The sequence below is a fragment of the Sphingobacteriales bacterium genome (assembly GCA_016700115.1).
In the GTDB taxonomy this organism is placed as follows: domain Bacteria; phylum Bacteroidota; class Bacteroidia; order Chitinophagales; family UBA2359; genus UBA2359.
In genome coordinates, this window is sequence record CP064999.1 from 895296 (window position 1) to 917547 (window position 22252).

Annotated in this window: 15 protein-coding genes; 6 read left to right on the top strand and 9 right to left on the bottom strand. The window is 42.3% G+C overall.

The window, feature by feature from the left end:
- Window positions 1-39 precede the first annotated feature (39 nt).
- On the top strand, window positions 40-660 hold the full coding sequence (locus IPM47_03010) for a class II aldolase/adducin family protein (GenBank protein QQS29940.1): 621 nt from the start codon (window positions 40-42) through the stop codon (window positions 658-660).
- 137 nt (window positions 661-797) lie between these two features.
- Here the strand turns inward: IPM47_03010 and IPM47_03015 are convergent, their stop codons facing one another.
- The 7 genes from IPM47_03015 to IPM47_03045 form a co-directional block, all read right to left on the bottom strand.
- A complete protein-coding gene (locus IPM47_03015; GenBank protein ID QQS29941.1) occupies window positions 798-2483 on the bottom strand; it encodes an amino acid permease in 1686 nt (561 codons plus the stop codon).
- A 210-nt stretch (window positions 2484-2693) separates the two neighbouring features.
- Window positions 2694-3812, bottom strand: coding sequence for an S-methyl-5-thioribose-1-phosphate isomerase (gene mtnA / locus IPM47_03020; GenBank protein ID QQS29942.1), 1119 nt, complete (start codon window positions 3810-3812; stop codon window positions 2694-2696).
- Window positions 3813-4525: 713 nt separating this feature from the next.
- Window positions 4526-5932 carry a T9SS type A sorting domain-containing protein gene (locus IPM47_03025; GenBank protein ID QQS29943.1) on the bottom strand — a complete coding sequence of 469 codons (1407 nt, stop codon included), beginning with the start codon at window positions 5930-5932 and terminating at the stop codon, window positions 4526-4528.
- 181 nt (window positions 5933-6113) lie between these two features.
- Window positions 6114-6518: a T9SS type A sorting domain-containing protein gene (locus tag IPM47_03030; GenBank protein QQS29944.1), complete on the bottom strand. Its 405-nt coding sequence runs from the start codon at window positions 6516-6518 to the stop codon at window positions 6114-6116.
- On the bottom strand, window positions 6515-6727 hold the full coding sequence (locus IPM47_03035) for a hypothetical protein (protein QQS29945.1): 213 nt from the start codon (window positions 6725-6727) through the stop codon (window positions 6515-6517). The genes IPM47_03030 and IPM47_03035 overlap by 4 nt, the downstream gene beginning before the upstream one ends.
- Before the next feature lie 143 nt (window positions 6728-6870).
- Window positions 6871-8424, bottom strand: coding sequence for a T9SS type A sorting domain-containing protein (locus tag IPM47_03040; GenBank protein QQS29946.1), 1554 nt, complete (start codon window positions 8422-8424; stop codon window positions 6871-6873).
- Window positions 8425-8489: 65 nt separating this feature from the next.
- Complete coding sequence (locus IPM47_03045) at window positions 8490-12893, bottom strand: T9SS type A sorting domain-containing protein (GenBank protein QQS29947.1); 4404 nt, start codon at window positions 12891-12893, stop codon at window positions 8490-8492.
- Between the two features lie 1061 nt (window positions 12894-13954).
- On the opposite strand from IPM47_03045, the gene IPM47_03050 reads away from it, so the two are divergent.
- The 3 genes from IPM47_03050 (at window position 13955) to IPM47_03060 (ending at window position 17831) form a co-directional block, all read left to right on the top strand.
- Window positions 13955-15292 carry an alkaline phosphatase family protein gene (locus IPM47_03050; GenBank protein ID QQS29948.1) on the top strand — a complete coding sequence of 446 codons (1338 nt, stop codon included), beginning with the start codon at window positions 13955-13957 and terminating at the stop codon, window positions 15290-15292.
- A gap of 21 nt (window positions 15293-15313) precedes the next feature.
- Entirely contained in the window at window positions 15314-16276 is a 963-nt protein-coding gene (locus tag IPM47_03055; protein ID QQS29949.1) for a threonylcarbamoyl-AMP synthase, read from the top strand.
- Between the two features lie 208 nt (window positions 16277-16484).
- Window positions 16485-17831, top strand: coding sequence for a transposase (locus tag IPM47_03060; GenBank protein QQS29950.1), 1347 nt, complete (start codon window positions 16485-16487; stop codon window positions 17829-17831).
- A gap of 58 nt (window positions 17832-17889) precedes the next feature.
- On the opposite strand, the gene IPM47_03065 is transcribed toward IPM47_03060, so the two are convergent.
- Both IPM47_03065 and IPM47_03070 read right to left on the bottom strand, forming a co-directional pair.
- The gene (locus tag IPM47_03065; GenBank protein ID QQS29951.1) at window positions 17890-18651 is read right to left on the bottom strand and encodes a slipin family protein; all 762 of its coding nucleotides are present in this window, start codon (window positions 18649-18651) and stop codon (window positions 17890-17892) included.
- Between the two features lie 188 nt (window positions 18652-18839).
- Complete coding sequence (locus IPM47_03070; GenBank protein QQS29952.1) at window positions 18840-19430, bottom strand: nicotinate-nucleotide adenylyltransferase; 591 nt, start codon at window positions 19428-19430, stop codon at window positions 18840-18842.
- Window positions 19431-19579: 149 nt separating this feature from the next.
- On the opposite strand from IPM47_03070, the gene IPM47_03075 reads away from it, so the two are divergent.
- The gene (locus IPM47_03075; GenBank protein QQS29953.1) at window positions 19580-20110 is read left to right on the top strand and encodes a DUF922 domain-containing protein; all 531 of its coding nucleotides are present in this window, start codon (window positions 19580-19582) and stop codon (window positions 20108-20110) included.
- A 220-nt stretch (window positions 20111-20330) separates the two neighbouring features.
- A complete protein-coding gene (gene mnmG / locus IPM47_03080; protein ID QQS29954.1) occupies window positions 20331-22190 on the top strand; it encodes a tRNA uridine-5-carboxymethylaminomethyl(34) synthesis enzyme MnmG in 1860 nt (619 codons plus the stop codon).
- The last annotated feature ends 62 nt before the right edge of the window (window positions 22191-22252 follow it).

Below are 22252 nucleotides of genomic sequence, written 5' to 3' on the forward strand. Positions count from 1 at the left end.
GGTGTTTTTGACGATGTAATGGTATTAATATAAGACAATATGCTCCACTTATCCGACGAAGGGTATATCAAGTATCAATGTTTCCATTTGCACGGTTTACCGCCCGATAAGGAGCTAATTGCAGAAATCAACGACATTAGAAGCGAACTTTGGCAATTGCAACTCATCGGAGTTGATAGCAACAGAACAGGGTATGGCAATATCAGTACAAAGCCTGAAAAACCGGTTGCAAACTGCAAGTTTATCATTAGCGGCACTCAGACAGGGCAGCATCCTGTACTGACAGCCCACCATTACGCTACAGTTACAAATTACAACATTTCCGGAAACCATGTTTATTGCTTTGGAGAGGTGAAAGCCTCTTCCGAAGCACTTACACATGCTGCTATTTACGAAGCAGATGCCGGATGCCATGCGGTTATCCATGTTCATCATCTCCCGACATGGGAATATTGGCTTCACAAACTCCCCACCACTAAAGTGCAAATACCCTACGGAACTCCCGATATGGCAAAAGAACTATTAAGGCTATTCCGGCAAACCAATCTACCCGAAATTAAGGTTGTGGTCATGGCAGGACATCCCGAAGGGTTGATTGCTTTTGGCGACAATGCTGCCGAGGCTTATTCTTCCCTCTTATCCCGGATAGTTCAAGGCTGAAGCCTCAGAACACATCGGCTAAGACAGCCAAATGAGAAGGCATGTGTTTTTTCACCATTTGACACAAAGTCATCAAGTCATCATAGCGAATAAAACAAGCCTTAACCCTTGTTAAAATCGTTTTGCGTTCGGAAAAACTACGCTTGCTTTTGCAGTTTGCTGTTTCTATAACTATACCCGAAATAAATGACCAATCCAATGCAGAGCCAAATAATAAAGCGCATCCAATTGGTCCATCCCAATTCGGTCATGAGATAAAAACAGGTAAGCAGCCCCAAAGAAGGCAATAACGACAAATTATGACGATAGGCTTGTATCGCTAAAGCAATGGCGACCACCACAAACAACCAATAAGGCAGCAGATGTTTAAGTTTTTCCCAACCGGATAAAGAATCGGTAATCAGACCCTTGACCACCTGAGGGAAAAAGAAACCCAAACCCAAAAACAGCGATGCGGTAATGGCAGGCAGAATGTATTTGCCGTTTATGAATGGCACTTTAAACTTGCCGTAATGATACCCTTTACCCTGCAACACCAACACTCCACCGTTAACCAAAACAAATGCGAATAAAGTACCAATACTTGTCAGGTCGGTTACCTCTGTCAGGTTCATGAACAGGGCGGGAATGGCCACCAAAAAACCGGTAACGATGGTTGAAAAAGACGGCGTGCCGAAGCGTGGATGAATGCGTGAGAAAACCGGCGGAAGAAGTCCGTCCCTGCTCATGTTCATCCAAATTCGGGGCTGACCAAGCTGAAACACTAACAATACGCTTGCCGTAGCAATAATGGCACTAAAAGCAATAATGCCGCTAATCCAGTCCATACCCAATTTTGAAAAAACATGTGCCAACGGGTCACCGACATTCAACTCAGTATAGCTTACCATACCGGTTAACACAAAAGCGATGAGGACGTATAAGACCGTGCAAATAATGAGGGAATATATCATGCTCTTAGGAAGGTCTCGTTGCGGGTCTTTACATTCTTCGGCGGTGGTAGAAATAGCATCAAAGCCGATATAGGCAAAAAACACGGCTGCCACGCCTTTCATCACCCCACTAAATCCGTTTGGCGCAAAAGGTGACCAATTGGCGGGGTTTACATAAAACAAGCCGATGGCAATCACCATTATAATTACCCCAAGTTTAAGTACTACCATGAGGTTGCTGGCTGTTCTCGACTCCCGAATGCCTATATAGCAAAGGATGGTGATTAAGAATACAATCATCAAAGCCGGCAAATCGGCAATAATCGGAATACCGGCTACTCTTGGGGCGTTTACCCAGGCCGTGTAGGCTTCCGAAGCTGTATCTCCGGCCGTAAAAGCCCGCCAGGCTGATAGTGCATCCAACGTCAGATACTCGGGAATATGCAGGTTAAAACCTTTCATCAGGGTGGTAAAGTAGTCAGACCACGATATGGCAACCGCTATATTTCCAATGCCATACTCCAACAACAAATCCCAGCCTATGATCCAGGCAACCAGTTCACCAAATGAAGTATAGGCATACGTATAGGCACTTCCTGCTACCGGCACGCGGGAAGCAAACTCAGCATAAGATAAAGCCGAAAAAGCACAGGCAAGCGCAGTAAAAATATAGAGCAACGAAACAGCCGGCCCTCCATTAAAAGAGGCCTTCCCAACTCCTGCAAAAATCCCGGCACCAATAATGGCTGCAATGCCAAAGGCAGTGAGGTCGCGCAGCGTTAAGTGCCGTTTCATTACACCCTGCCCGTCAACAGCATCTCCTAATCCGGCATGATATTCCTCCAAAACCCGGTTAATTGGTTTGGTGCGGTTAAGGTCTTTCCATTTCATAGTTTGATTGTGTTGAGATTAAATAATGTTAATCCAGTCTTTTGAGCATGAAATATCAGCATTATTTTTGGATTGATAACATTACTTGACATCTCCTTGAAAAAAACCTTTTTAATTGCTGTTTTCTGTGTTTTGAAGTTCTTACCGATTGGTTTAAGTCGAATCGTTACACTTGCGACCGTTTCTGTCCACAACTGCTCCAGATAACCCTCAACCAACCTTTTTTTCAGAAAACAACCCCAATAATCCCTGTTCTGATGGCAGACATATCCCTCTTTCGGTAATTAACCCGGTAATCAATCGTGCAGGTGTAACATCAAAAGCATAATTTTCCGCTTTGCTGTTTTGTGGCGTAATTAGCACCTCTTTTATTTTGCCTTCACACCACCCCGAAACATACCTGACCTCGTCTTGTGAACGTTGTTCAATCGGCATTTCAGCTATCCCATCCGCCATATTCCAATCAATGGTACTGGAGGGCAGTGCCACATAAAACGGAACCTGATTGTCATAAGCCGCAAGAGCTTTGAGATAGGTGCCTGTTTTGTTGGCAACATCACCATTCCGGGCAGTTCGGTCAGTTCCGACAATACAAATGTCCACCAAACCTTTTTGAAGCAGATGACCGCAGCAGTTGTCCACCACTACGGTATGGGGAATCTTGTTTTCCGACAATTCCCAAGCGGTCAGGTTAGCCCCCTGATTTCGGGGACGGGTTTCGCTCACCCAAACATGTACCGGCACCCCCGACATGGCAGCCTGATAAATGGGTGAAGTGGCTGTTCCCCAATCTACTGTTGCCAGCCAACCGGCATTGCAATGGGTCATAATGTTTACCGGACTATTTGCTTGCTTACTCTGAGCAATAGCCTTTAGCAAAGATAACCCATGTTCACCTATTAACCGGCAGGTCTCTACATCTTCCTCGGCTATCGAAACGGCAGTTTTCAGAGCAATTGCCACTTTATCTGCCTTGCCGTATATCGCACCCATTGCCGACAATTGTTTTTCAACCGCCCAACAAAGGTTGACCGCAGTAGGACGTGTTTTGAGCAAACCTTCGGCAGCCTCTCTTAAAAAAGCTCGACCCAAATCCTCAGCTTCCGGCATTTGTAATGCCGCCAAATACAAACCATAAGCAGCAGTTACCCCAATTAACGGTGCTCCTCTTACCCACATGTCTTTGATGGCAACCGCACATTCCTGCCAACAGGTAAGCGTTTTTATTGACACGATATGCGGTAAAAAGCGTTGGTCAATTATCTGAACTTCCTGTTGATTGTACGGATTCAGCCATATTGTACGGCTTTGTTGTTGGTTGATGAGCATGATGGGCGAGCTATCTTGTTAGTTTCTGATTAAGTAGCAATAATACGGAAATTCCTGTCAGCACTTGTCAATCATTATTTTCCCGCAGATTACTCAGATTCCCGCAGATAAAATCTTTAAAAATACGTCTAGCGAAGTTTACAAAGAGTTTGCTTATGTTATAAGCTGAATTTTCCCCGCAGATTACTCAGATCCCCGCAGATAAAATCTTTAAAAACAGGTCTAACTAAGTTTACAAAGAGTTTGCTTATGTGAGAAGCTGAATTTTTTCCCGCAGATTACTCAGATCCCCGCAGATAAAATCTTTAAAAACAGGTCTAACTAAGTTTACAAAGAGTTTGCTTATGTTAGAAGCTGAATTTTTTCCCGCAGATTACTCAGATTCCCGCAGATAAAATCTTTAAAAATACGTCTAACTAAGTTTACAAAGAGATTGCTTATGTGAGAAGCTGCTTATTGAACAGCGTGCATAAATATTTACAAAAATATCCCCACATTAGCAAGCAAAATCGTCCGAAACATGATTTATAGTATTTAAAGATGAACTCGGTTTTCACTTTTCCAACCACAAGATAAGTAATATTTTACATTAACAGCAAACCCTGTTGACGTTGCCAACGCCAACAAGGTTGAAAACAAGGCAGTTTCTATCGGTTAAAGCCAGCCACTTTTCACTTTTAGTTTTTCACTTTCAGCTTTTCACTTTTAGTTTTTCACTTTTCACTTACCAAAATCTTCCCACCCACCTCATACCGCTCATACCCGCCCGGAAATGCCAACCGCCATACATACATGCCCGAAGGCAGCCCCGATAAATCGAGTGTCTGTGTAAAAGGTGAGCCACCCGCCGGCAACACCTGATACCACACCTTTTGCCCTTGTAAATTATACAATTCTACCACGCCAAAGGGCAACTGCGGGGGGAGGGAATAGGTGATTGTTGTGCTGCCTTTGGCGGGGTTGGGATATACCTGTGCTTGAACAACCGGATTGCTACCTTGCCCGCCGGAAACGGGAGAAGAAACATTGGTAACAAACAAACTATCAAGACAAGGGGCTGTGCCGCAATATTCCCCGTTCGGACCCAACTTGACCACCCAACTGCTTTGTGGTGCGGTGAAATTAAACCCTACCATGATATACCCGCCGTCGGGGGCAGGTTCGAGGTCGCGTATGTAATCTTCGCCCGGCAAGCCGCTGCTGATGGGAATTTCCGATACCATGTCGCCCGTGTTGTTGAAGGAGGTAAACGCCACCTCCCATATTGGAGGAGGTCCGTAACTGAATGTAACCGCTTTATAGCCGCCATCGGCCGTAAAAATTGGAGCACTATCAACAACATACGTCTCATTTTTACTTAATGATTTAGCATAAAGTACATTGCCGGCATCGTCTAACCAAGCATTATAGATTTGTTTTGTAACCCCGCCCCCCCATTTTAAACCCACCAGGTAGTATCCGCCCAACGGGTAGCTTTTTACCCAACAACCCCCGTCGTCAACAGGAGTTCCGTAAGTTTTCTCCCACTCCATGCCGCCCTGCGAATCTATTTTAAGCACATACATGTCGTAGCCGGTCGCGCTGTTGTATTGGTAGCCCGATATGATGAAACCGCCATCTTGGGTTTGCGAGGCGTAAAGCGGACCTACATTGTTGGCCGGATAAATGTATTCCCATTCTTCTTCGCCATGACTGTCGGTTTTAATAACATGTAACCGTGCCGGACCTACGCTGGTAGGTGTGAAGTAATGTTGGCTTGTGCCCGTTATCAGATAGCCTCCGTCTGAGCATTTTACCAAATTTGCCCCATTTTGTTTATCAGGTCTAATGTATTCTTTTGTCCAAATGACTTCACCATCTTCCTGAAACTTTACCAACACAAAATTCATATCGGCATATTGAGTTCCTTTGTTAAATATAACTACATAATTGCCGTCCGATGTTTCTTGTAAGCTCGCACCAAAATAGATGGCGCTGTAACATGTCTCTCCAAACAATATATGAGAACTCACCAAGTCTCCCTTCAAATCAAATTTATCCAGATAGGTTCCTGAATACCCGTTGGCGGCATCAATATCCCCTACCATAAGGTAGCCCCCTACAATTGATTTTACTGCCATTGAAGTTTTAATGCTGGTATCGGGCAAACAGTATTTATTAAAAACAAAGGATTGATTTTGGGCAAATGTTGAAACAAAGCAACAACAACAAAAGAAAAGTATGGTTTTCATTTTGTAATTATTTAACTTAAAAAGCGCATACTATTCACTTGGAGTAGTACGCGCTTTTGGTGTTGAGAAATTAATGGGCAATAACTAACTTATGGGTTTCCGCTACTTCGCCGTTTTGTTTTACCAATGCACAGAAGTACATACCCGAACTTATGTTATCAGTATTCCAAGCTAACTTGCCGTTTACTAACAGATGAACCGCTACTTGTTTGCCATACATGTTTGTTATGATTATGCGGTATTGCTTTTCATCTGCGGGCATTACAAAGTGTACATAATTCTTGGCAGGATTTGGATACACCGACAACAAGGGTTGTTCCTCAAAAGCATTAATTATCTGCCTTGTAGCTGCCGGTTTCACGTTTTTGTAATACACCTCTCCGAAGTAGCCCGCATTAATGGTTTGGGCAATTGGCGCATAAGTCGTCTGTTCCTGCAAAGCAGTTTGATGCAGATATAATTCTTGTGCGCTCATGGCTTTACCGCTGCCTGCGGGGGCTGAATGCCTTGCAAAAGCTGGGTGTAAAGTTCTTTAAATGCCGAGTTTTCGGCATTATCGTCCGGTATTTGTTGCAGATATATCCATGCACTGTCTGTTTTCATCTCGCTTTCGTAGGTAGCGGCCAGCAGTTTGGCAGGATTTGGCCCCGTCAACGCAAAAGCAGGCAATATTGTCTGAACCATGATTTACGGGATTTTGGGATTAACTCGATTTATCATTTTTCCAACCGAAAGATAGGTAATATTCGACGATAACTGCAAACCCTGTTGGCGTTGACAACGCCAACAGGGTTGAAAAAGGCAAACCACTTTTCACTTTTAGTTTTTCACTTTTCACTTATAAAAATCTTCCCGCTCCCCGCAACATCGCCCATATAAGACACTTGCCAAAGATACAAACCCGCAGGCAAACCGGGCGGCAACTGCAAGATTTTTGTTCTATTCCATGTATTAAACTCCTCCTTCCAAACAATCTTGCCAATTTGGTTGTAGAGGGTAAACCGCGCTACCGGAAACTCTGCAGGAAGACTGTGGGAAAGGGTAAGCATGCCGCCATTCTGCACGGGGTTGGGATATATCTGTACCAACGACACGGGAGTTTTGACGGGTAACTCAGCCGCCGAAACTACCATCGTGCTGTCGCAGCCTACCGGAAAACAGGTATTGCCTTGGGCATCTATTTTGAGCACCCAACCTTTTTGGGGTGGCGTATATTGATAGCCTGCCAGCACATAGCCTCCGTCGGAAGTGGGCTGCATGTCTTGAATATACACATCTGCTTCAGGATTGCACGTTATTTTTTTATACCAGGCAATATTGCCGTTAAAGTAAAACTTGGTTATCATAGACCCGCTTTTAGTGCCGTATAAATTAGGCGGACAAACTCCGATGATATTCCTGTTTTCCAGAGGGTTGCTGCTGCGAATGATAATCGGGTAAGTTAAGATAAGCTCAGGGTTAACACCGCCTAAGCTGTTGTATTTCTTTTCCCAAATAATATCTCCCGATTCGTCTGTTTTAGCAAGATACAGATGGTTTACACCGCTTACGGTAGTACAGCCGGTCAGCAGATATTCTATGGGTTTGCCCTCAAAAAAGTACTCTTGATGTGTAGTAAGCGGAATGACATAAGCGGCACAGTCGTTACCTTCCCCTCCGTAGGTGCGTGTCCAAAGGGTATCGCCGAGGTGGTCGGTTTTGATGACCCATGCATCGTAGTTTAGGGTGCCGCTTGCGGCATTTACGGCATACCCGCCAATGATAAACCCGCCGTCCCAGGGGGTTTCCTGAACGGAAAAGGCTACCGAACTGTTATCCAACATATAGGTCTTGTCCCATTCGAAGTTGCCGGCAGCATCGGTTTTCAGAACATAGTAGCGGGTTGTGTCTCCTTCAATATATTGTGCGCCGGCCATTACGATTCCGCCATCCGAAGTACTTACTATGTGGCGCATAGTTTGAGAACCGTTGGTTGTGGTATGAACTTTATGCCACAGTATCTCTCCAATAGAAGTGAATTTTACCAAATGGGTTTCGTTCCATCCGTCGGGTTTTTCTCTTGCATATACAACAATATAAGAGTTGCTATCAACCTGTAATACGAATTTTCCGTCTTCTATGCCTTTTACTTCGGGATCGTCATCAATATGCTTAAACCATTCCGGGTTACCCGCCAAGTCTATTTTCAGTAAGTACAAGGCACGGCCGGCATAACTGCTGTACACCCCCAAAACCAAATACCCGTCTTCAACAGGGCGTACTGCCTGCGACAGCATGTTCATCGTATCTGCCTCATATACTTTGTTAAAGTAGGTGAAGTTGGTTGTCTGGGCAGATAAAAACATGGAAGCAAATATGAAAAAGAATGTTATATTCCTCATGTTATGGTTGGGAAATTTAAAAAGCCGGAAACAGCGAAAACGCATTTCCGGCTTGGGGTAAACAATTAATGGATGACGACCAATTTCTCTACTTGCGTACTTGTGCCCAAACGCAGATAGTAAATGCCGTTATGCAGATTACCGGTGTCGAATTGTACCTTTTCCGTTCCGCCGGCAGCCATGTTTTTGAACAACCGTCCCGTCATATCGTACAGATACAGGTATTCGCCGGCGGCCGGGGGTTGGTAGAACTGAACGGTTACTAAATGATTGGCAGGATTAGGGAAAAGTGCAAAGTGTTTATGTTTCTTTGCTTTGTTAGGCCGATTGCTTGAATTATCCTCCACGCTGCGTACGTAGCTGTTGCCTTGCAGCATCGCAAGCATACTCTCGGCCAAGGTCTGTCGGGCATCAAATCTGTTTTGTTCGGCTTGGTGCAAGACAAAAGCAGCATCCGAATTTTTACCGCTGCCGCCTGTGAGTAGTTGTATGTAGGCGTAATAGATGGCTTTGAAGTCGGCATTGCTCTGCGGCGTATCGGGTATGCTGTCTAAAATGGCAAGGGCTTCGGGATACATGCGGCGGTCTATATAGGTGCCTACCAATATTTTGTATGCCCAATCTGCGGCTACACAATGCAACAGGGCAATGATGCTGTCGCCCTCGCCGGCTATTTGCCAATCCTGTATTTTCAGACTCAGTTCTTCCCCGCTATACTCACAACCTTCATTGCCTTCACCGTATGGTGGAACAGGAACAATGCAGGCTAAATTTAAAACCGGATCTGTACCTGTAAAACATTCATTATTTACAACCGAACCATCACCGCCATTTTCTGTCGGCACCGAATATTGATAGTCGTCGTGGTTTAGTATGAGGGTGAAGTCGTCGTTGGCGTTGTACACATGGTATCCCGTATTACCTGGCATCCCGGTGTGCCAGTGTTGGTGGAAGGAGAGTTCGGGGTTTGGTCCTACGCATTTTCCTTGAGCATCCAGTTCGGCACCTTCTTTGATGTACCAGTCGCATTGGGGTTCGTTTTGATAGACGTTGCAGTTGAGTTGGAGGCTTCGGCAGTCATTTTTAAAATGTGTGGCATCCGTAAAGCCGCCGGTAAACGTGTTCTGTCTGATATTGGCAATGGCAGGGTCGGAAAAATAGGCATTGTCAACAACTGCTGCGTGGGTATCACTGTTTGCAGCAGAAAAGGTGTTAATTGAGTTATTGGTCATTTTGAAGCCAAAGGAATTGAGGGTGTAAATGGCGTAAGAGTCGTGGTCACCAGAACTGCCGGTTGGCACCAAAAAAGTATTGTTTCGCACGACTGCAAATGGCACAGAGTTAAGAGTGAGAGATTTGGTCACTTCGTGGAAAATATTGTTTTCAATATTGGTTACCGAAACGGCGGTCAGGGTGTTATAGACATCAATCCCTTGGTAAAGGTATTCAAAGATATTAGGCGCAGCTGAGATTTCTCCATTTATAATAATAGTGCCAATGTTAATACCGCTGTTAGTTGTTCTGATACCGGTACCTTTAGCTTCAAAGCTCAAAATGGCTGAATTGGCATAGAATAAGTTATTTCCTATGGGCACATTGTTTACTGAATTAATATCAATTTGAGATTTGTAGTCGAGAATGGCTGTGCCGACAAAGGGTTGTAAATTTCTAAAATTGCTGTTTACAATTCGGCTCCGTTGCCGGTATCTCTCTAAACCTAAAACAGGGCGATACAGGTTCATTTTTACACTCGTCAGGTTATTTTCAAAAACACAGTTGTTTTCAATAATAATAACCCCGCCGCCTTTGATTTGATATAATTCGTTTGGGGGATGTACGGGGTCGTCGTCTTCAATAGCTATCAAGGCATCTTTTATGGTACTGCCCGATACATACACCACACCATGATCGGGGCTGCCGACGGTTTCGATGTTTTCCGTGCTCGGGTGGTTAACGGCTGCATCGGCTTCAACCCGAATGCCATGCCAATAGTTTTCAGCACAATTGTCGCCTTGTAAGGAAGCACTGTTAACAATTCGAAGGATGCCGCCTTTTTTTACATCAAATTTGGTGTTTTTTCCTGCCATATACAAATTTGTGTTATCAATGGTTAGGGTTTTTCCGGAGGGTATTGTAATTGTGCCTGCAATTCTAAAGGTTTTGTTTTCCCACAATTCAATGTTGTTTAAATCATCTCCGTCATCGTCGGTCAATGGCGGGGTAGTGCCTACTAAATACGCTCCTTCAAAGTCAAAAATATTTTCTAAATCTGCAGGTGTGACGATTTGCTCTGCTGAGGCTGTACAGCTGCCGAAATCGGAAACTTCAACTGAATAGGTACCAAGGGCATTAACGGTGATTATAGGAGTCGTTTCTCCAGAATGCAACCATGTATAAGTAAAGGGTCCGCCACCTGTGACATTGGCTGTTAGTATAGCGGTGCAGTAATCGTTTCCTTCGTCAATTACAATGTTAACTTGCGGATTGCTTAAAACAGATACAGTGACAGAAGCAGAAGCAGAGCAACCGATGTCGGTAATGGTTACTGAGTAGGTGGTAGTTGCAGATGGGCTAACGGTAACTGTTTCAGATGTTTCGCCACTACTCCATAAGTAACTACTTCCTCCAGAAGCAGTGAGGTAAGTAGATTCGCCTTCACATAAAAATAAATTATCTGTAATGCTGGGAGTAGGGAATGGATTTACAGTTACTATAATGCTGGTAGCAGCAGCGCAACCGTTGGTATCAGTAACGTTAACGGTGTAAGAGGTATTGGATGTTGGGCTAACATTAATTGATTGAGTTGTTTCACCACTACTCCATTGGTAGCTACCTCCGCCGGAAGCAGTAAGGGTGGTAGATTCGCCTTCACATAAAATTAAATCGCCTGTAATACTGATAGTAGGCAACGGATTTACCGTTACTGTAGTGCTGTTAGCAGCAGAGCAACCGTTGTTATCTGTAACGGTTACCGAGTAAGTGGTATTGGCTGTAGGGTTAACAGTAATTGATGATGATATTTGTCCGGTTTGCCATAAATAGCTACTACCGCTAGAAGCGGTGAGGGTAGTGGATTCACCTTCGCATATAACTATATTACCTGTAATGTTGGGTGCAGTAGGTAGCGGATTTATAATTACTGTAATGCTGTTAGTAGCAGTGCAATCGTTTGTATCGGTAACAGTTACAGAGTAAGTACCGGAGGTGGTAATCAATTCGGGTTGAATACCGTTTTCCCAAGTGTAGGTATAAGGTTCTGTTCCGCCGGCAACTATGGATTGTGAGTTAATAGGTAGTTCTTCTGCACAAACAGTCTGTATAGGTTCGGCAAAATTGATTTGGAGTAAATCTATGTTAACACTAACCGATTGGAAGCAATATATTTCTCTACTATTATTCTTAATCAGAGTAATATAATATATGCCTGGTTGGGTAAGCGTTTTGGTTAGCGTACAGGGCCATGTACAACTTGGTAGAATTATGTCAAAAGAATTATCTTTACTAACTCTTAGAGAAGATCCTGTAATTTGTTCTACATCGGGCGTTGGGCTTATGGTAAGAATCGCACCACAATTATTATACTGAATATCATATTGAAAGCTACTTTCTTCCTGCAATTCTAAAATTTCATAACCGGCAATTAATGTGTTGCTGTTGGCATCGGTTATTGTAACAGTATATAAACCTAATTGGTTGGCAGCAATGACTGACTCAATAATATCTTCAAATGGAGGGGTTGTTTCTAATCCAGAATTCCACAAGTCTTCTGGAGCGTCAAACCAATCAACAGGATTTTCTGAGGGGTCTTCCCAAGACATATTATAAGGGGGGCATCCTCCGTAAGGTGTTGCATATAACAGTTGACCGGCATCACACACATAGGTGCTTGAATATAAATTAACATTTAGCGGTAGCTCAAATGTAGGATTTGTAATAGAAAGATTTCCATAGAAAGTATATGAACCGGGTATGTTTGTAAATTGATATGAAGCACTCTCATCTAACATATTTTGTCCGTTTATGTAAAGAGTTAGGTTATAGACACTTGGATCATCACCACAAGACGCTCCATTTGTATAATAAAAATCTGTAAGTATATCTACAGAAACTGCATTGCTGCAAGAGCTGGTGGCATAGTATTGCATCATATTGGTTGGCATCATCACAGAAAAAGCAGGGAAGGCATCTGTACCAAAAAATGACATGTTTAGTTCTTGGGTTTCTATGGCATTGTTGCTTTCATCTAAAAAAGTGAATACGACATCAATATTTACAACGCAACCATTGTGTAAGGATGCACCGGTTTGAGGCTGCACATACAAATGAAATACACTGGCATCAGCAGGATCGGCATCAATAAATAATTGAAAGGTTACTACAGGCGGTTTTGCAAAAACAGGATGTGATTTAAAGGTTGAGCAAATTACTAAAATTGCAAATAATAAGCTACTTAACCGTTTATGCGGCACAAATTCAGTTAAAAAACTAAATTTTGACCGCAACTTCTTTGTATCAAATACTTTAGGTGTGTCGGTGTGTCGGTGTGTCGGTGTGTCGGTGTGTCGGTGTGTCGGTGTGTCGGTGTGTCGGACTCATCAAAGTTAGTAGTTTTTTCATAAAATCACGATTTTTTAGTAGAAAAAATTATAACATTATTCAAAGGTATTGTTTTTATATCAAAAAAGCAATGATTGATAAAAAATCTTTTTGGGTCTTCTGTAACTTTTGAGAGATTTACCAAAACCAGCTACTTAAGTATACCTGATTTACGGCATCCTTTGTTGGTTTGTTTAGAGTACTTATACTAATTAAACTCAATAAATTAATCTGCCCCTCAAGCACGTATTTGCATGAGAGATCGCCCGCCTTACCTCTCAAAACTGCCAACCTTTCTTCGAAAATTAGACTGCCAAAGAACAAAAAACACCCGCCTCACTTTAAAAAGCAACTTTCACCCACTCGCCATCTATTATAAAAAAACAGGATTTTGTGTCTCAAAAAAGGGGCACATAAGACCATTGCGCAGGCACATTAAGCCTTTGCAGGGGTACTTTAAGTCATTGCAGAGGCGCAATAGGCTTTTGCACAGGTACATTAAGTCTTTGCAGGGTTGCATTAAGCCTTTGCAGGGGGACTTTACATTAATGCACAGGCACATTAATCCTTAGCGAAGGTGCAATAACCCTTTGCAGGGAGACTTTAAGCCTTTGCAGGGGTACATTAAGTTAAAACACAGGCACTTTAAGTCATTGCAAAGGTGCAATAAACCTTTGCAGGGTGGCTTAAGGGCTTTGTGAAGGGGCAAAAATGCAAAATCAACCTCAAATATGCCCCTTCCTCAGGTTCTTTTTATCGAGTAAGAGGCAAAAACCGGACACCTTAAAGGGGTTAATTCTATTTATATGCTTTATTTTGATACAACAAGAGTCGTAAAAAGCAGGTCGGTGCAAGTTTAAACAGATAAAAGCCAATTGCCCCATACATTCCTTACCTTTGCCGGTTCTTAAAAGTAAAAAATAGCCCTGTTTCTATGAACAAGATGGTATATATGCTTTTATGGTATCTTTTGCTGCCGTTGGTGTTTCACAACATCTTACTGAAAGCACAAACCCTGCCAAAAATTATTAGCGGGCCGATGCAGGGGCATACCACTGATTCTGAAATATTGATTTGGATACTAACACAACATGCGGAAACTGTTGGCATTTCTCTCCACCAACAAAAAGACAGTGAAGCGGTCGCTCAACAAACCCTTGCTTCAGATACTTCAAAAGTCAGATTTGGTTACTTCCCTGCCCAATTTCATTTCAAACATCTGACGGCAAATACAACCTATTGGTATCGCCTGTTTTTGAACAGAAAAGAGGTAAAAACCGGTCAAATAAGAACCTTAAAGCCTCCCGGTACCTCTGATTTTAGTTTTGTGGCCGGTTCTTGCGCACTTTTACCCGAAACGGCATTGGAAGATGTGCAACCCGGAGTAACGGCAAAAACCTATTTAAGCGCCGCCAAAACCGGTGCTGATTTTATGATTTGGCTGGGAGATAACCTGTATTTCAGAAACGGAGACTGGAAAAGTTATGAGTCCATGTTTGCTCGTTATGTTAAAATGCGCTCCCTCCCACCCCTCAATTTTCTGCTCGAATCCATGCCGCAATATGCAATATGGGATGATCATGATTTTGGTTACGACAATGCCAATAGTTCCATCCCTTCCAAAGACTGGGCTTTGCAGTTGTTTAAGCTTTTTTGGGCAAATCCGGCTTATGGTCATCCCAATCATCCCGGAGTGTTTTTCTCCTTTGAGTATCAGGATGCCGAGTTTTTTCTACTCGATGACCGGTATTATAAACGCCTGCAGAACAATCAGGGCGATGACGGGACTCTCTTGGGAAGTTATCAGTGGGATTGGCTGAAGCAAAAACTGCTTCAATCAAAGGCTACATTTAAGTTTGTGGTTTGCGGGGTTCAAATGCTCATCGAAAATTCCCCGGCAGAAGGGTTAAAAGAATTTCCGGCAGAGCGCACCGCATTTTTGGATTTGCTGCAACAAAACGATATTAAAGGCGTGATTCTAATCAGTGGCGACCGGCATTTTTCAGAGCTTTACCGCCTCCCCCGCCCCGAAAGTTACGACCTCTATGAAGTTACAACCTCCCCGCTTAGCAGCCTGACTACCGGAATCTTATTAAGTACGAGCAAGGGCACTCAACTTGCTGTGCCAAAAACACGTTTGAAAAGAGCCAATTTTGCCAAATTCACGATTTCCGGAACTGCCGGCAATCGCCGTTGTACGGTTTTTATTTGTAATAAACACGGCAAACCCGTTTGGGAAAAAACATGGAATTTGTCTGACCTCGGCTATTAACCCCAAATCTCTTTTCCCGAAATGATAGGAACAGATATTCAATATGCTGCAAAACTGTTGAAAAACAACGAATTGGTCGCAATTCCAACCGAAACTGTCTATGGATTAGCCGCAAACGCATTAAATGATGATGCTATATTAAAAATATTTATCACTAAAAACCGCCCCACTTTTGACCCTTTAATCGTCCATTTCAGAACTATTGAAGAAATTAAAAAATATGTAATAAGTTTTCCTTCAAAAGCTAAACTTCTGGCTACTACATTTATGCCCGGTCCATTAACCCTGCTTCTGCCGAAAAATCATCTTATATCCGATTTGGTTACCAGCGGATTGCCCTATGTGGCAATTAGAATGCCTTCTCATTCCACGTCATTAGAACTGCTTAACTGTCTTGATTTTCCGTTAGCAGCACCAAGCGCTAATCCATTTGGATATGTCAGCCCCACTACGGCGCAACATGTCGAAGCACAATTGGGCGACAAAATACCTTATATCTTAGATGGAGGACCTTGCGAAATTGGCATCGAATCGACCATCGTAGGGTTTGATACTGACCTGCCTACTGTTTACCGGTTAGGCGGAACAAGTATTGAACAAATAGAAACTGTTATTGGTAAAGTAAATGTGCAGTTGCACTCTTCATCCAATCCAAAATCGGCAGGAATGTTGAAAAGCCATTATGCCCCTAATAAGACCGTGATTCTTGGCAATCTCGAAACGCTTATTCAGCAGTATCCGCCCGAAACAACCGGAGTATTGTCTTTTTGCAAAAACTACAATTACCCTTATCAGGTAATCCTATCCCCTGACGGCAACCTAAAAGAAGCAGCCAGAAATCTGTTTGACGGGTTGCGTTTTTTAGATAGTTTGCCGGTAACAACTATTCTGACCGAACCCGTTCCGGACCAAAACTTAGGACGCGCCATCAATGATCGGCTAAAACGAGCTTCGGCTATTGAAAAAGAAGAAGAACCCGATTAGGCTGTTAAACCCTAACTCTTAAAATTTTTACGGAATAGGCTTAAAAGTTCTTTGTTTTATGGGGTTTTCGTCGTTTCTTTGTATTACGTAAGATACGTAATACTTATGAAACACAACTATCCCGATTGGGTCATCTCGCATCGCAAGCCCGGAACAGAGCTTAGGTTTATCAATGGTCATTACTACCTATATGCAGTAAGTTCTTTTTATGACCCTGTGCGTAAAAAAAGGGCGCAAGAAAACCGGTGTCTTGTTAGGCAAAATCACCGAAAATAACGGCTTTGTCGCCTCACGAGCAGCCAAAGTGGAAACAATTGCTGCCAAAGGAATTGACTTTAGCAAGATTGCCATTAAGGAATGTGGGTTTACCAACTTCTTAGAGGTCTATGGAAAGGAAATTGAGCAAAAACTTAAGGAGTTTTTCCCCAAACACCACAAACTGATTATTTACATGGCTTATGCCCGTTTTGTACACAACAGCCCCATCAACCGAATGCCGTTGCTGATAAGTAAATCCATGTTAAGTGTGGGCGAGAAAGAAAAAATATACCCCCAAAAGTTAAGCACGACACTCGCCGAGATTGGACAGGACAGGGCAACCTGTGTGGCATATATGCAGAGTTTCATCAAAGCAGGCGAACATTTGCTGATTGATATGACCAATATGTTCAACAGTTCTACCACCATGTACTATACCAAGCAAGGCTACAACAGCGAAATGGTATTTGATGCGCAAGTGAACCTGATGTATATTTATTCTCCTTCAAGCCACCAACCACTGTTTTACAAAATCCTTAGTGGCAACAGTCGGGAAGTGGTCGGATTTAAGAACACCCTGCTTGAAAGTGGGCTCAAAGACGCGATCATTATAGCCGACAAGGGGTTTTTCAGCAAAGCCAACATGGATTTATTAGACCAAAATGGACTGCACTACATCCTACCACTTAAACGCGACAACACCTTGATTGACTATTCCAAACTTAGTGAGTCGTCCAACGATTACTTCAAGTATGAAGACCGGATCATTTGGACTAACGAATATGAGAAAGATGGATTCAGGGTAAGACTGTTCAAAGACGACCGCCTAAAAACACAGGAGCAAAAAGACTATCTCCAACGCATAGATGCCAACACAGATGGCTATACAAGAGAAAAATTCAATGACCGACTACCACGCTTTGGCACTTTTGCCCTACTCTCCAACCTTAAAGACATATCACCACCACAATTGTATGCCAAATACAAAAGCAGAAACGCCATAGAGGTCATGTTTGACGGTGTGAAAACGGTACTCAAAGCCGACGTGAGTTTTATGCAAAATGAAGATACCCTCAATGGATGGATGTTTGTTAATCATATTGCCTTACAATGGTACTACATCATCTATGCACTACTCGTAGAACATGAGTTATTGTCAAAGTATTCGGTCGCCCATTTCGTTACAGAACTCAAAGAGCATCGCAAAGTCTTTTTAGGAGATAATTGGGTGGAGGAACCAATTCTAAAGCAAACTAAAAAAATGCTAACCAAACTTAATATGTATTCCGTAAAATAAAATGAGAGTTAGGGGTTAAAAATAAAATCTGAATCGCTCTAATCCGCTAAATCTTAGTTTAGCTTTGCTTGTTTGCCAAATCTGCCAACCCCTTAGCTGCATTGACAAACTCGGAAGGCAACATAATGATAGTCGCTGTATTATTGTCTATCCCAATTTCCGAAATCATTTGCAGTCGTCTAAGCTCTAAAGCAATCGGGGTTTCGCTCATGTGTTTTGCACCTTGAGTCAGTTTGAGCGAGGATTCCAGTTCGGCTTCGGCTTTAATAATTCTTGCGCGTTTTTCTCTGACTGCTTCTGCTTCGCGGGCCATTGCCCTTTGCATAGATACCGGTATCTCTACATCTTTCATCTCCACCATTTCTATTTTTATCCCCCAGAGCTCGGTGGTATCATCAACAATTTTTTGAAGTAAGGCATTGATTTCTTCCCGCTCTTTCAGTACTTCATCCAATTGGTGCTGCCCAATAATGTTTCGCAGAGTTGTTACCGAAAACTGATAAACCGCTTGTGTATAGTTGGCTACATGCAAAATTGCCTGTTTGGGATCAACGACTCTAAACCATAACACGGCATTTACTTTTATCGTAACACTGTCTTTGGTGATCGTTTCCTGTTGTTCCAGATCAACTGTTCGGGTTCTGATATCCACAAGTTGGGAACGTTCAATAAATGGGATTATGATAAAAAGTCCGGGGCCTCTGATGCCCACAAACCGTCCAAGCCGAAAAACTAAGGCTCGCTCATATTCCTGAGCGATTCGCAAACCTGTAACTGCAAGAACAAGGGCAACACCAATCAAAATGTAAACTGTGATCATAATTTGAAGTTTAAAAAGTTAGGGGATTCCTGTTATTTCAAAGCAATTAAATAATCTGAAAGTAAAAGCCGGCTGTTGAGGGTTAATTGAGTACTATTCTACATCCAAAAATTCAAAAACCAAACTAAAAGATACTGCTTAAAAACCCTTAAATATAAACACAGTTCTTTCAATATTCACAAGCCTTTTCACTTTCTCCACCAATTTGATGCCATTATACATTCATACACCTGATCCGGAACTAAATACCGAATAGACTTCCTGCTTTTCAGCAACTGTCTGATATGTGTGGATGAAATCTCGATAATCGGCACGCTTAATCTTTTCACATTAGGCAGGTCAAGAAATGTTTTGGGTGGATGATTAAACCTTGGGTAAACAATCAGGCTATAGTATTTAAGTATCGACTCATAGTTATGCCATTTGTGAAAATGCTCCATATTGTCTTCTCCTAAGATGATACTGAAAGTATAGTCCGGATATTTTTCCTGCAAATAGGTTAAAGTATTGATGGTATAGGAAGGTTGGGGCAAGAAAAATTCAATATTGGTCGTTTTAACTCGGGGATTGTTTTCGGTGGCAAGGTTGGCTAAATGTAACCTGTCATGTTGATTAAGCAACGTTTTTTTGTCTTTCAAAGGGTTATGAGGTGAAACTACGATCCAAACTCCATCAATGCCATCTGAATAAGCCAATGTTTCGGCAATAATCAGATGACCGGTATGAATAGGGTTGAAAGAACCAAACAGCAACCCTATCTGTTTTCGTTGTTGTGTCATGCTTTTATAGTTCTCTGTTTTTATCAAATTTCGGGCAATTATATTTACTTTTAAGTCCGCAAGAAATTTAATCTGTCACCATTCAAGAAAATATTGTTTTCCGTTTGTTTTATTTTCGTTTAATTAGCAGGTAAATGAACCGTTTCACGTTGAATATACTATTTTTTTTCGTTGTTTTTGTTTTTTCTGCTCCTTCAAACACTTCGACCGAAATTGAATGGTGTCATCAACGCTATATTTCCTGGGATGATTTTTGGGGAAAACCAGACAAATATAGCCGGTATAGTGCAATTTCAGCAACATATCTTCAGGAAAAGCACCGATGTGATTATCGGAATCGTTTTACCTACTCAGTACGTACTGTATTTGTGAAAACACAATCCTGGAGTACCGACAAAAAATCCGAAAACCTGTTACATCACGAGCAATTGCATTTTGACCTCACAGAACTATATGCCCGCAAACTTCGAAAAACCTTTTCTAAATTACAGAACCCTTGCAGTTTACCAAAAAGCCAGGTAAAATCTATTATAGACAATCTCTACAACGAAATGGAAAAAGCGCATAGTTTGTATGATCAGGAAACCTTGCACGGCCTTAAATCCGGCAAACAGGCATTTTGGACAAAACTTATCACCGAATCCTTAGCTGAAATGGAAGACTATGCTTGTCTTTATTGATGTTTCATGTGAAACATTTAAATGCTTCTTCTCTAAGTACACCAAAAAGCAGATGAAAAATTTTTGAACAACTTTTTCACCTACACAATTCTGCCTGCCAAATGTTTCACGTGAAACATTTTAGACGGTAATTGTAAACTGACAAAAAGTAGGGATTCCGCGATAAGTAGAATTTTGTGTAAAATGTGGCTAACTTTGTGTCGTTAAAATAGATAGTATAATGTTTAAAGAGTATGATGTTATTGTAGTTGGAGGCGGTCATGCCGGATGTGAAGCTGCCGCTGCTGCTGCAAATTTGGGTTCAAGCGTTTTACTGATTACCATGAATATGCAGGTAATCGGACAAATGTCTTGCAATCCGGCAATGGGAGGAGTTGCTAAAGGTCAAATAGTCAGAGAAATAGATGCACTTGGTGGATATTCAGGAATCGTTACTGACAAAACGATGATTCAATTTCGAATGTTGAATTTGTCAAAAGGTCCGGCTATGTGGAGCCCAAGAGCACAAAACGACAGAATGTTATTTGCCGCAGAATGGAGACACATGTTGGAAGAAACGCCAAACCTGGATTTCTGGCAAGATATGGTTACAGAAATCTTAGTCAAAGATAAGGTGGTTTCAGGAGTAAAAACGAGTTTAGGAATTGAAATCACGGCTAAATCAGTAGTATTAACCAACGGGACTTTTTTAAATGGTCTGATACATATCGGCGAAAAAAATTTTGGTGGAGGAAGGGCAGGAGAGCGCTCTGCAACCGGATTGACGGCATGTTTGAATAGCCTTGGATTCGAATCCGGCAGAATGAAAACCGGAACACCGCCAAGAGTGGACGGCAGAAGTTTGGATTACAGTAAAATGGAAGTTCAGGAGGGTGATTATCCTCCGGGAAAATTCTCATTTACAGAAACTCCAAAACTCGCCGAACAACGGTGTTGCTGGATTACCTATACCAACAAAGAAGTTCACAATATCCTGCATACAGGTTTCGACCAATCCCCTATGTTTAGCGGTCGTATTAAAGGCATCGGACCCAGATATTGCCCTTCAATTGAAGACAAAATTGAAAGATTTTCTGAGAGAGAAAGACATCAAATTTTTGTAGAACCGGAAGGGTGGAAAACAATAGAAATCTATGTAAACGGCTTCTCTACCTCATTGCCCGAAGATGTGCAGTATAAGGCTATGCTTAAAATTCCGGGATTTGAAAATGTCCGTATGTTTCGTCCGGGGTATGCCATAGAATACGATTATTTCCCTCCGGTTCAGTTAAATCATACCCTCGAAACAAAATTAGTGAGTAACCTGTTTTTTGCCGGTCAAATTAATGGCACCACCGGTTACGAAGAAGCTGCATGTCAGGGATTGATGGCCGGTATCAATGCGCACCAAAAAGTGCATGAGCTTGAACCTGTTGTTCTTAGTCGTTCTGAAGCATATATCGGTGTGTTGATAGACGACCTGATCAATAAAGGCACCGAAGAACCGTACCGGATGTTTACCTCCCGCGCCGAATACCGCATCCTCTTAAGACAAGATAATGCCGATATTCGACTGACCCCCCTGGGTTATAAATTAGGATTGGCAAGTCAGGAACGCTATGATAGAATGTTACTGAAGAAAAATCAATCTGAGTCCATTATAAAAGAATTTTTAGAATCGTCTATATCCCCTGAAGAAGTTAATCAAATATTGGAAGAAAAAGACACTCCGGCTATAAAAAACAAGGTAAAATTGATGAGCCTGTTGTTACGCCCTCAGATAGGAATGTCTGATCTTGTTAAGGTTCCCAAGGTGCTTGATTTGTTAAATGAGTATGACGCAGAAGCAGTTGAACAGGCAGAAATCAATGCCAAATATGAAAGTTATATCAACAAAGAACAGGAAATGGCCGAAAAAATGAGCCGGCTTGAAGCGATTAAGCTGTTTTCTGATTTCGATTACAGCACTTTAGTAGCCTTATCATCTGAAGCCCGTGAAAAACTCAGCAAAATAAAACCGCTTACATTAGGACAAGCAAGCAGAATTAGCGGGGTTTCTCCTTCTGATATTTCGGTCTTGCTTATACACATGGGCCGTTAATTCATAAGTTTTCCGTATTTGCAAAACTTCCTAAAAATTGCAATTCCCTTTTTGGACTTTGG

Bases quoted from the DNA above. Each gene is read 5' to 3' on its own strand.
- IPM47_03065 (QQS29951.1), bottom strand. From the start codon at position 18,651: ATGATCACAGTTTACATTTTGATTGGTGTTGCCCTTGTTCTTGCAGTT.
- IPM47_03070 (QQS29952.1), bottom strand. From the start codon at position 19,430: ATGACACAACAACGAAAACAGATAGGGTTGCTGTTTGGTTCTTTCAAC.
- IPM47_03010 (QQS29940.1), top strand. From the start codon at position 40: ATGCTCCACTTATCCGACGAAGGGTATATCAAGTATCAATGTTTCCAT.
- IPM47_03030 (QQS29944.1), bottom strand. From the start codon at position 6,518: ATGAGCGCACAAGAATTATATCTGCATCAAACTGCTTTGCAGGAACAG.
- IPM47_03060 (QQS29950.1), top strand. From the start codon at position 16,485: ATGACCCTGTGCGTAAAAAAAGGGCGCAAGAAAACCGGTGTCTTGTTA.
- IPM47_03015 (QQS29941.1), bottom strand. From the start codon at position 2,483: ATGAAATGGAAAGACCTTAACCGCACCAAACCAATTAACCGGGTTTTG.
- mnmG (QQS29954.1), top strand. From the start codon at position 20,331: ATGTTTAAAGAGTATGATGTTATTGTAGTTGGAGGCGGTCATGCCGGA.
- IPM47_03055 (QQS29949.1), top strand. From the start codon at position 15,314: ATGATAGGAACAGATATTCAATATGCTGCAAAACTGTTGAAAAACAAC.
- IPM47_03035 (QQS29945.1), bottom strand. From the start codon at position 6,727: ATGGTTCAGACAATATTGCCTGCTTTTGCGTTGACGGGGCCAAATCCT.
- IPM47_03040 (QQS29946.1), bottom strand. From the start codon at position 8,424: ATGAGGAATATAACATTCTTTTTCATATTTGCTTCCATGTTTTTATCT.
- IPM47_03025 (QQS29943.1), bottom strand. From the start codon at position 5,932: ATGGCAGTAAAATCAATTGTAGGGGGCTACCTTATGGTAGGGGATATT.
- IPM47_03050 (QQS29948.1), top strand. From the start codon at position 13,955: ATGAACAAGATGGTATATATGCTTTTATGGTATCTTTTGCTGCCGTTG.
- mtnA (QQS29942.1), bottom strand. From the start codon at position 3,812: ATGCTCATCAACCAACAACAAAGCCGTACAATATGGCTGAATCCGTAC.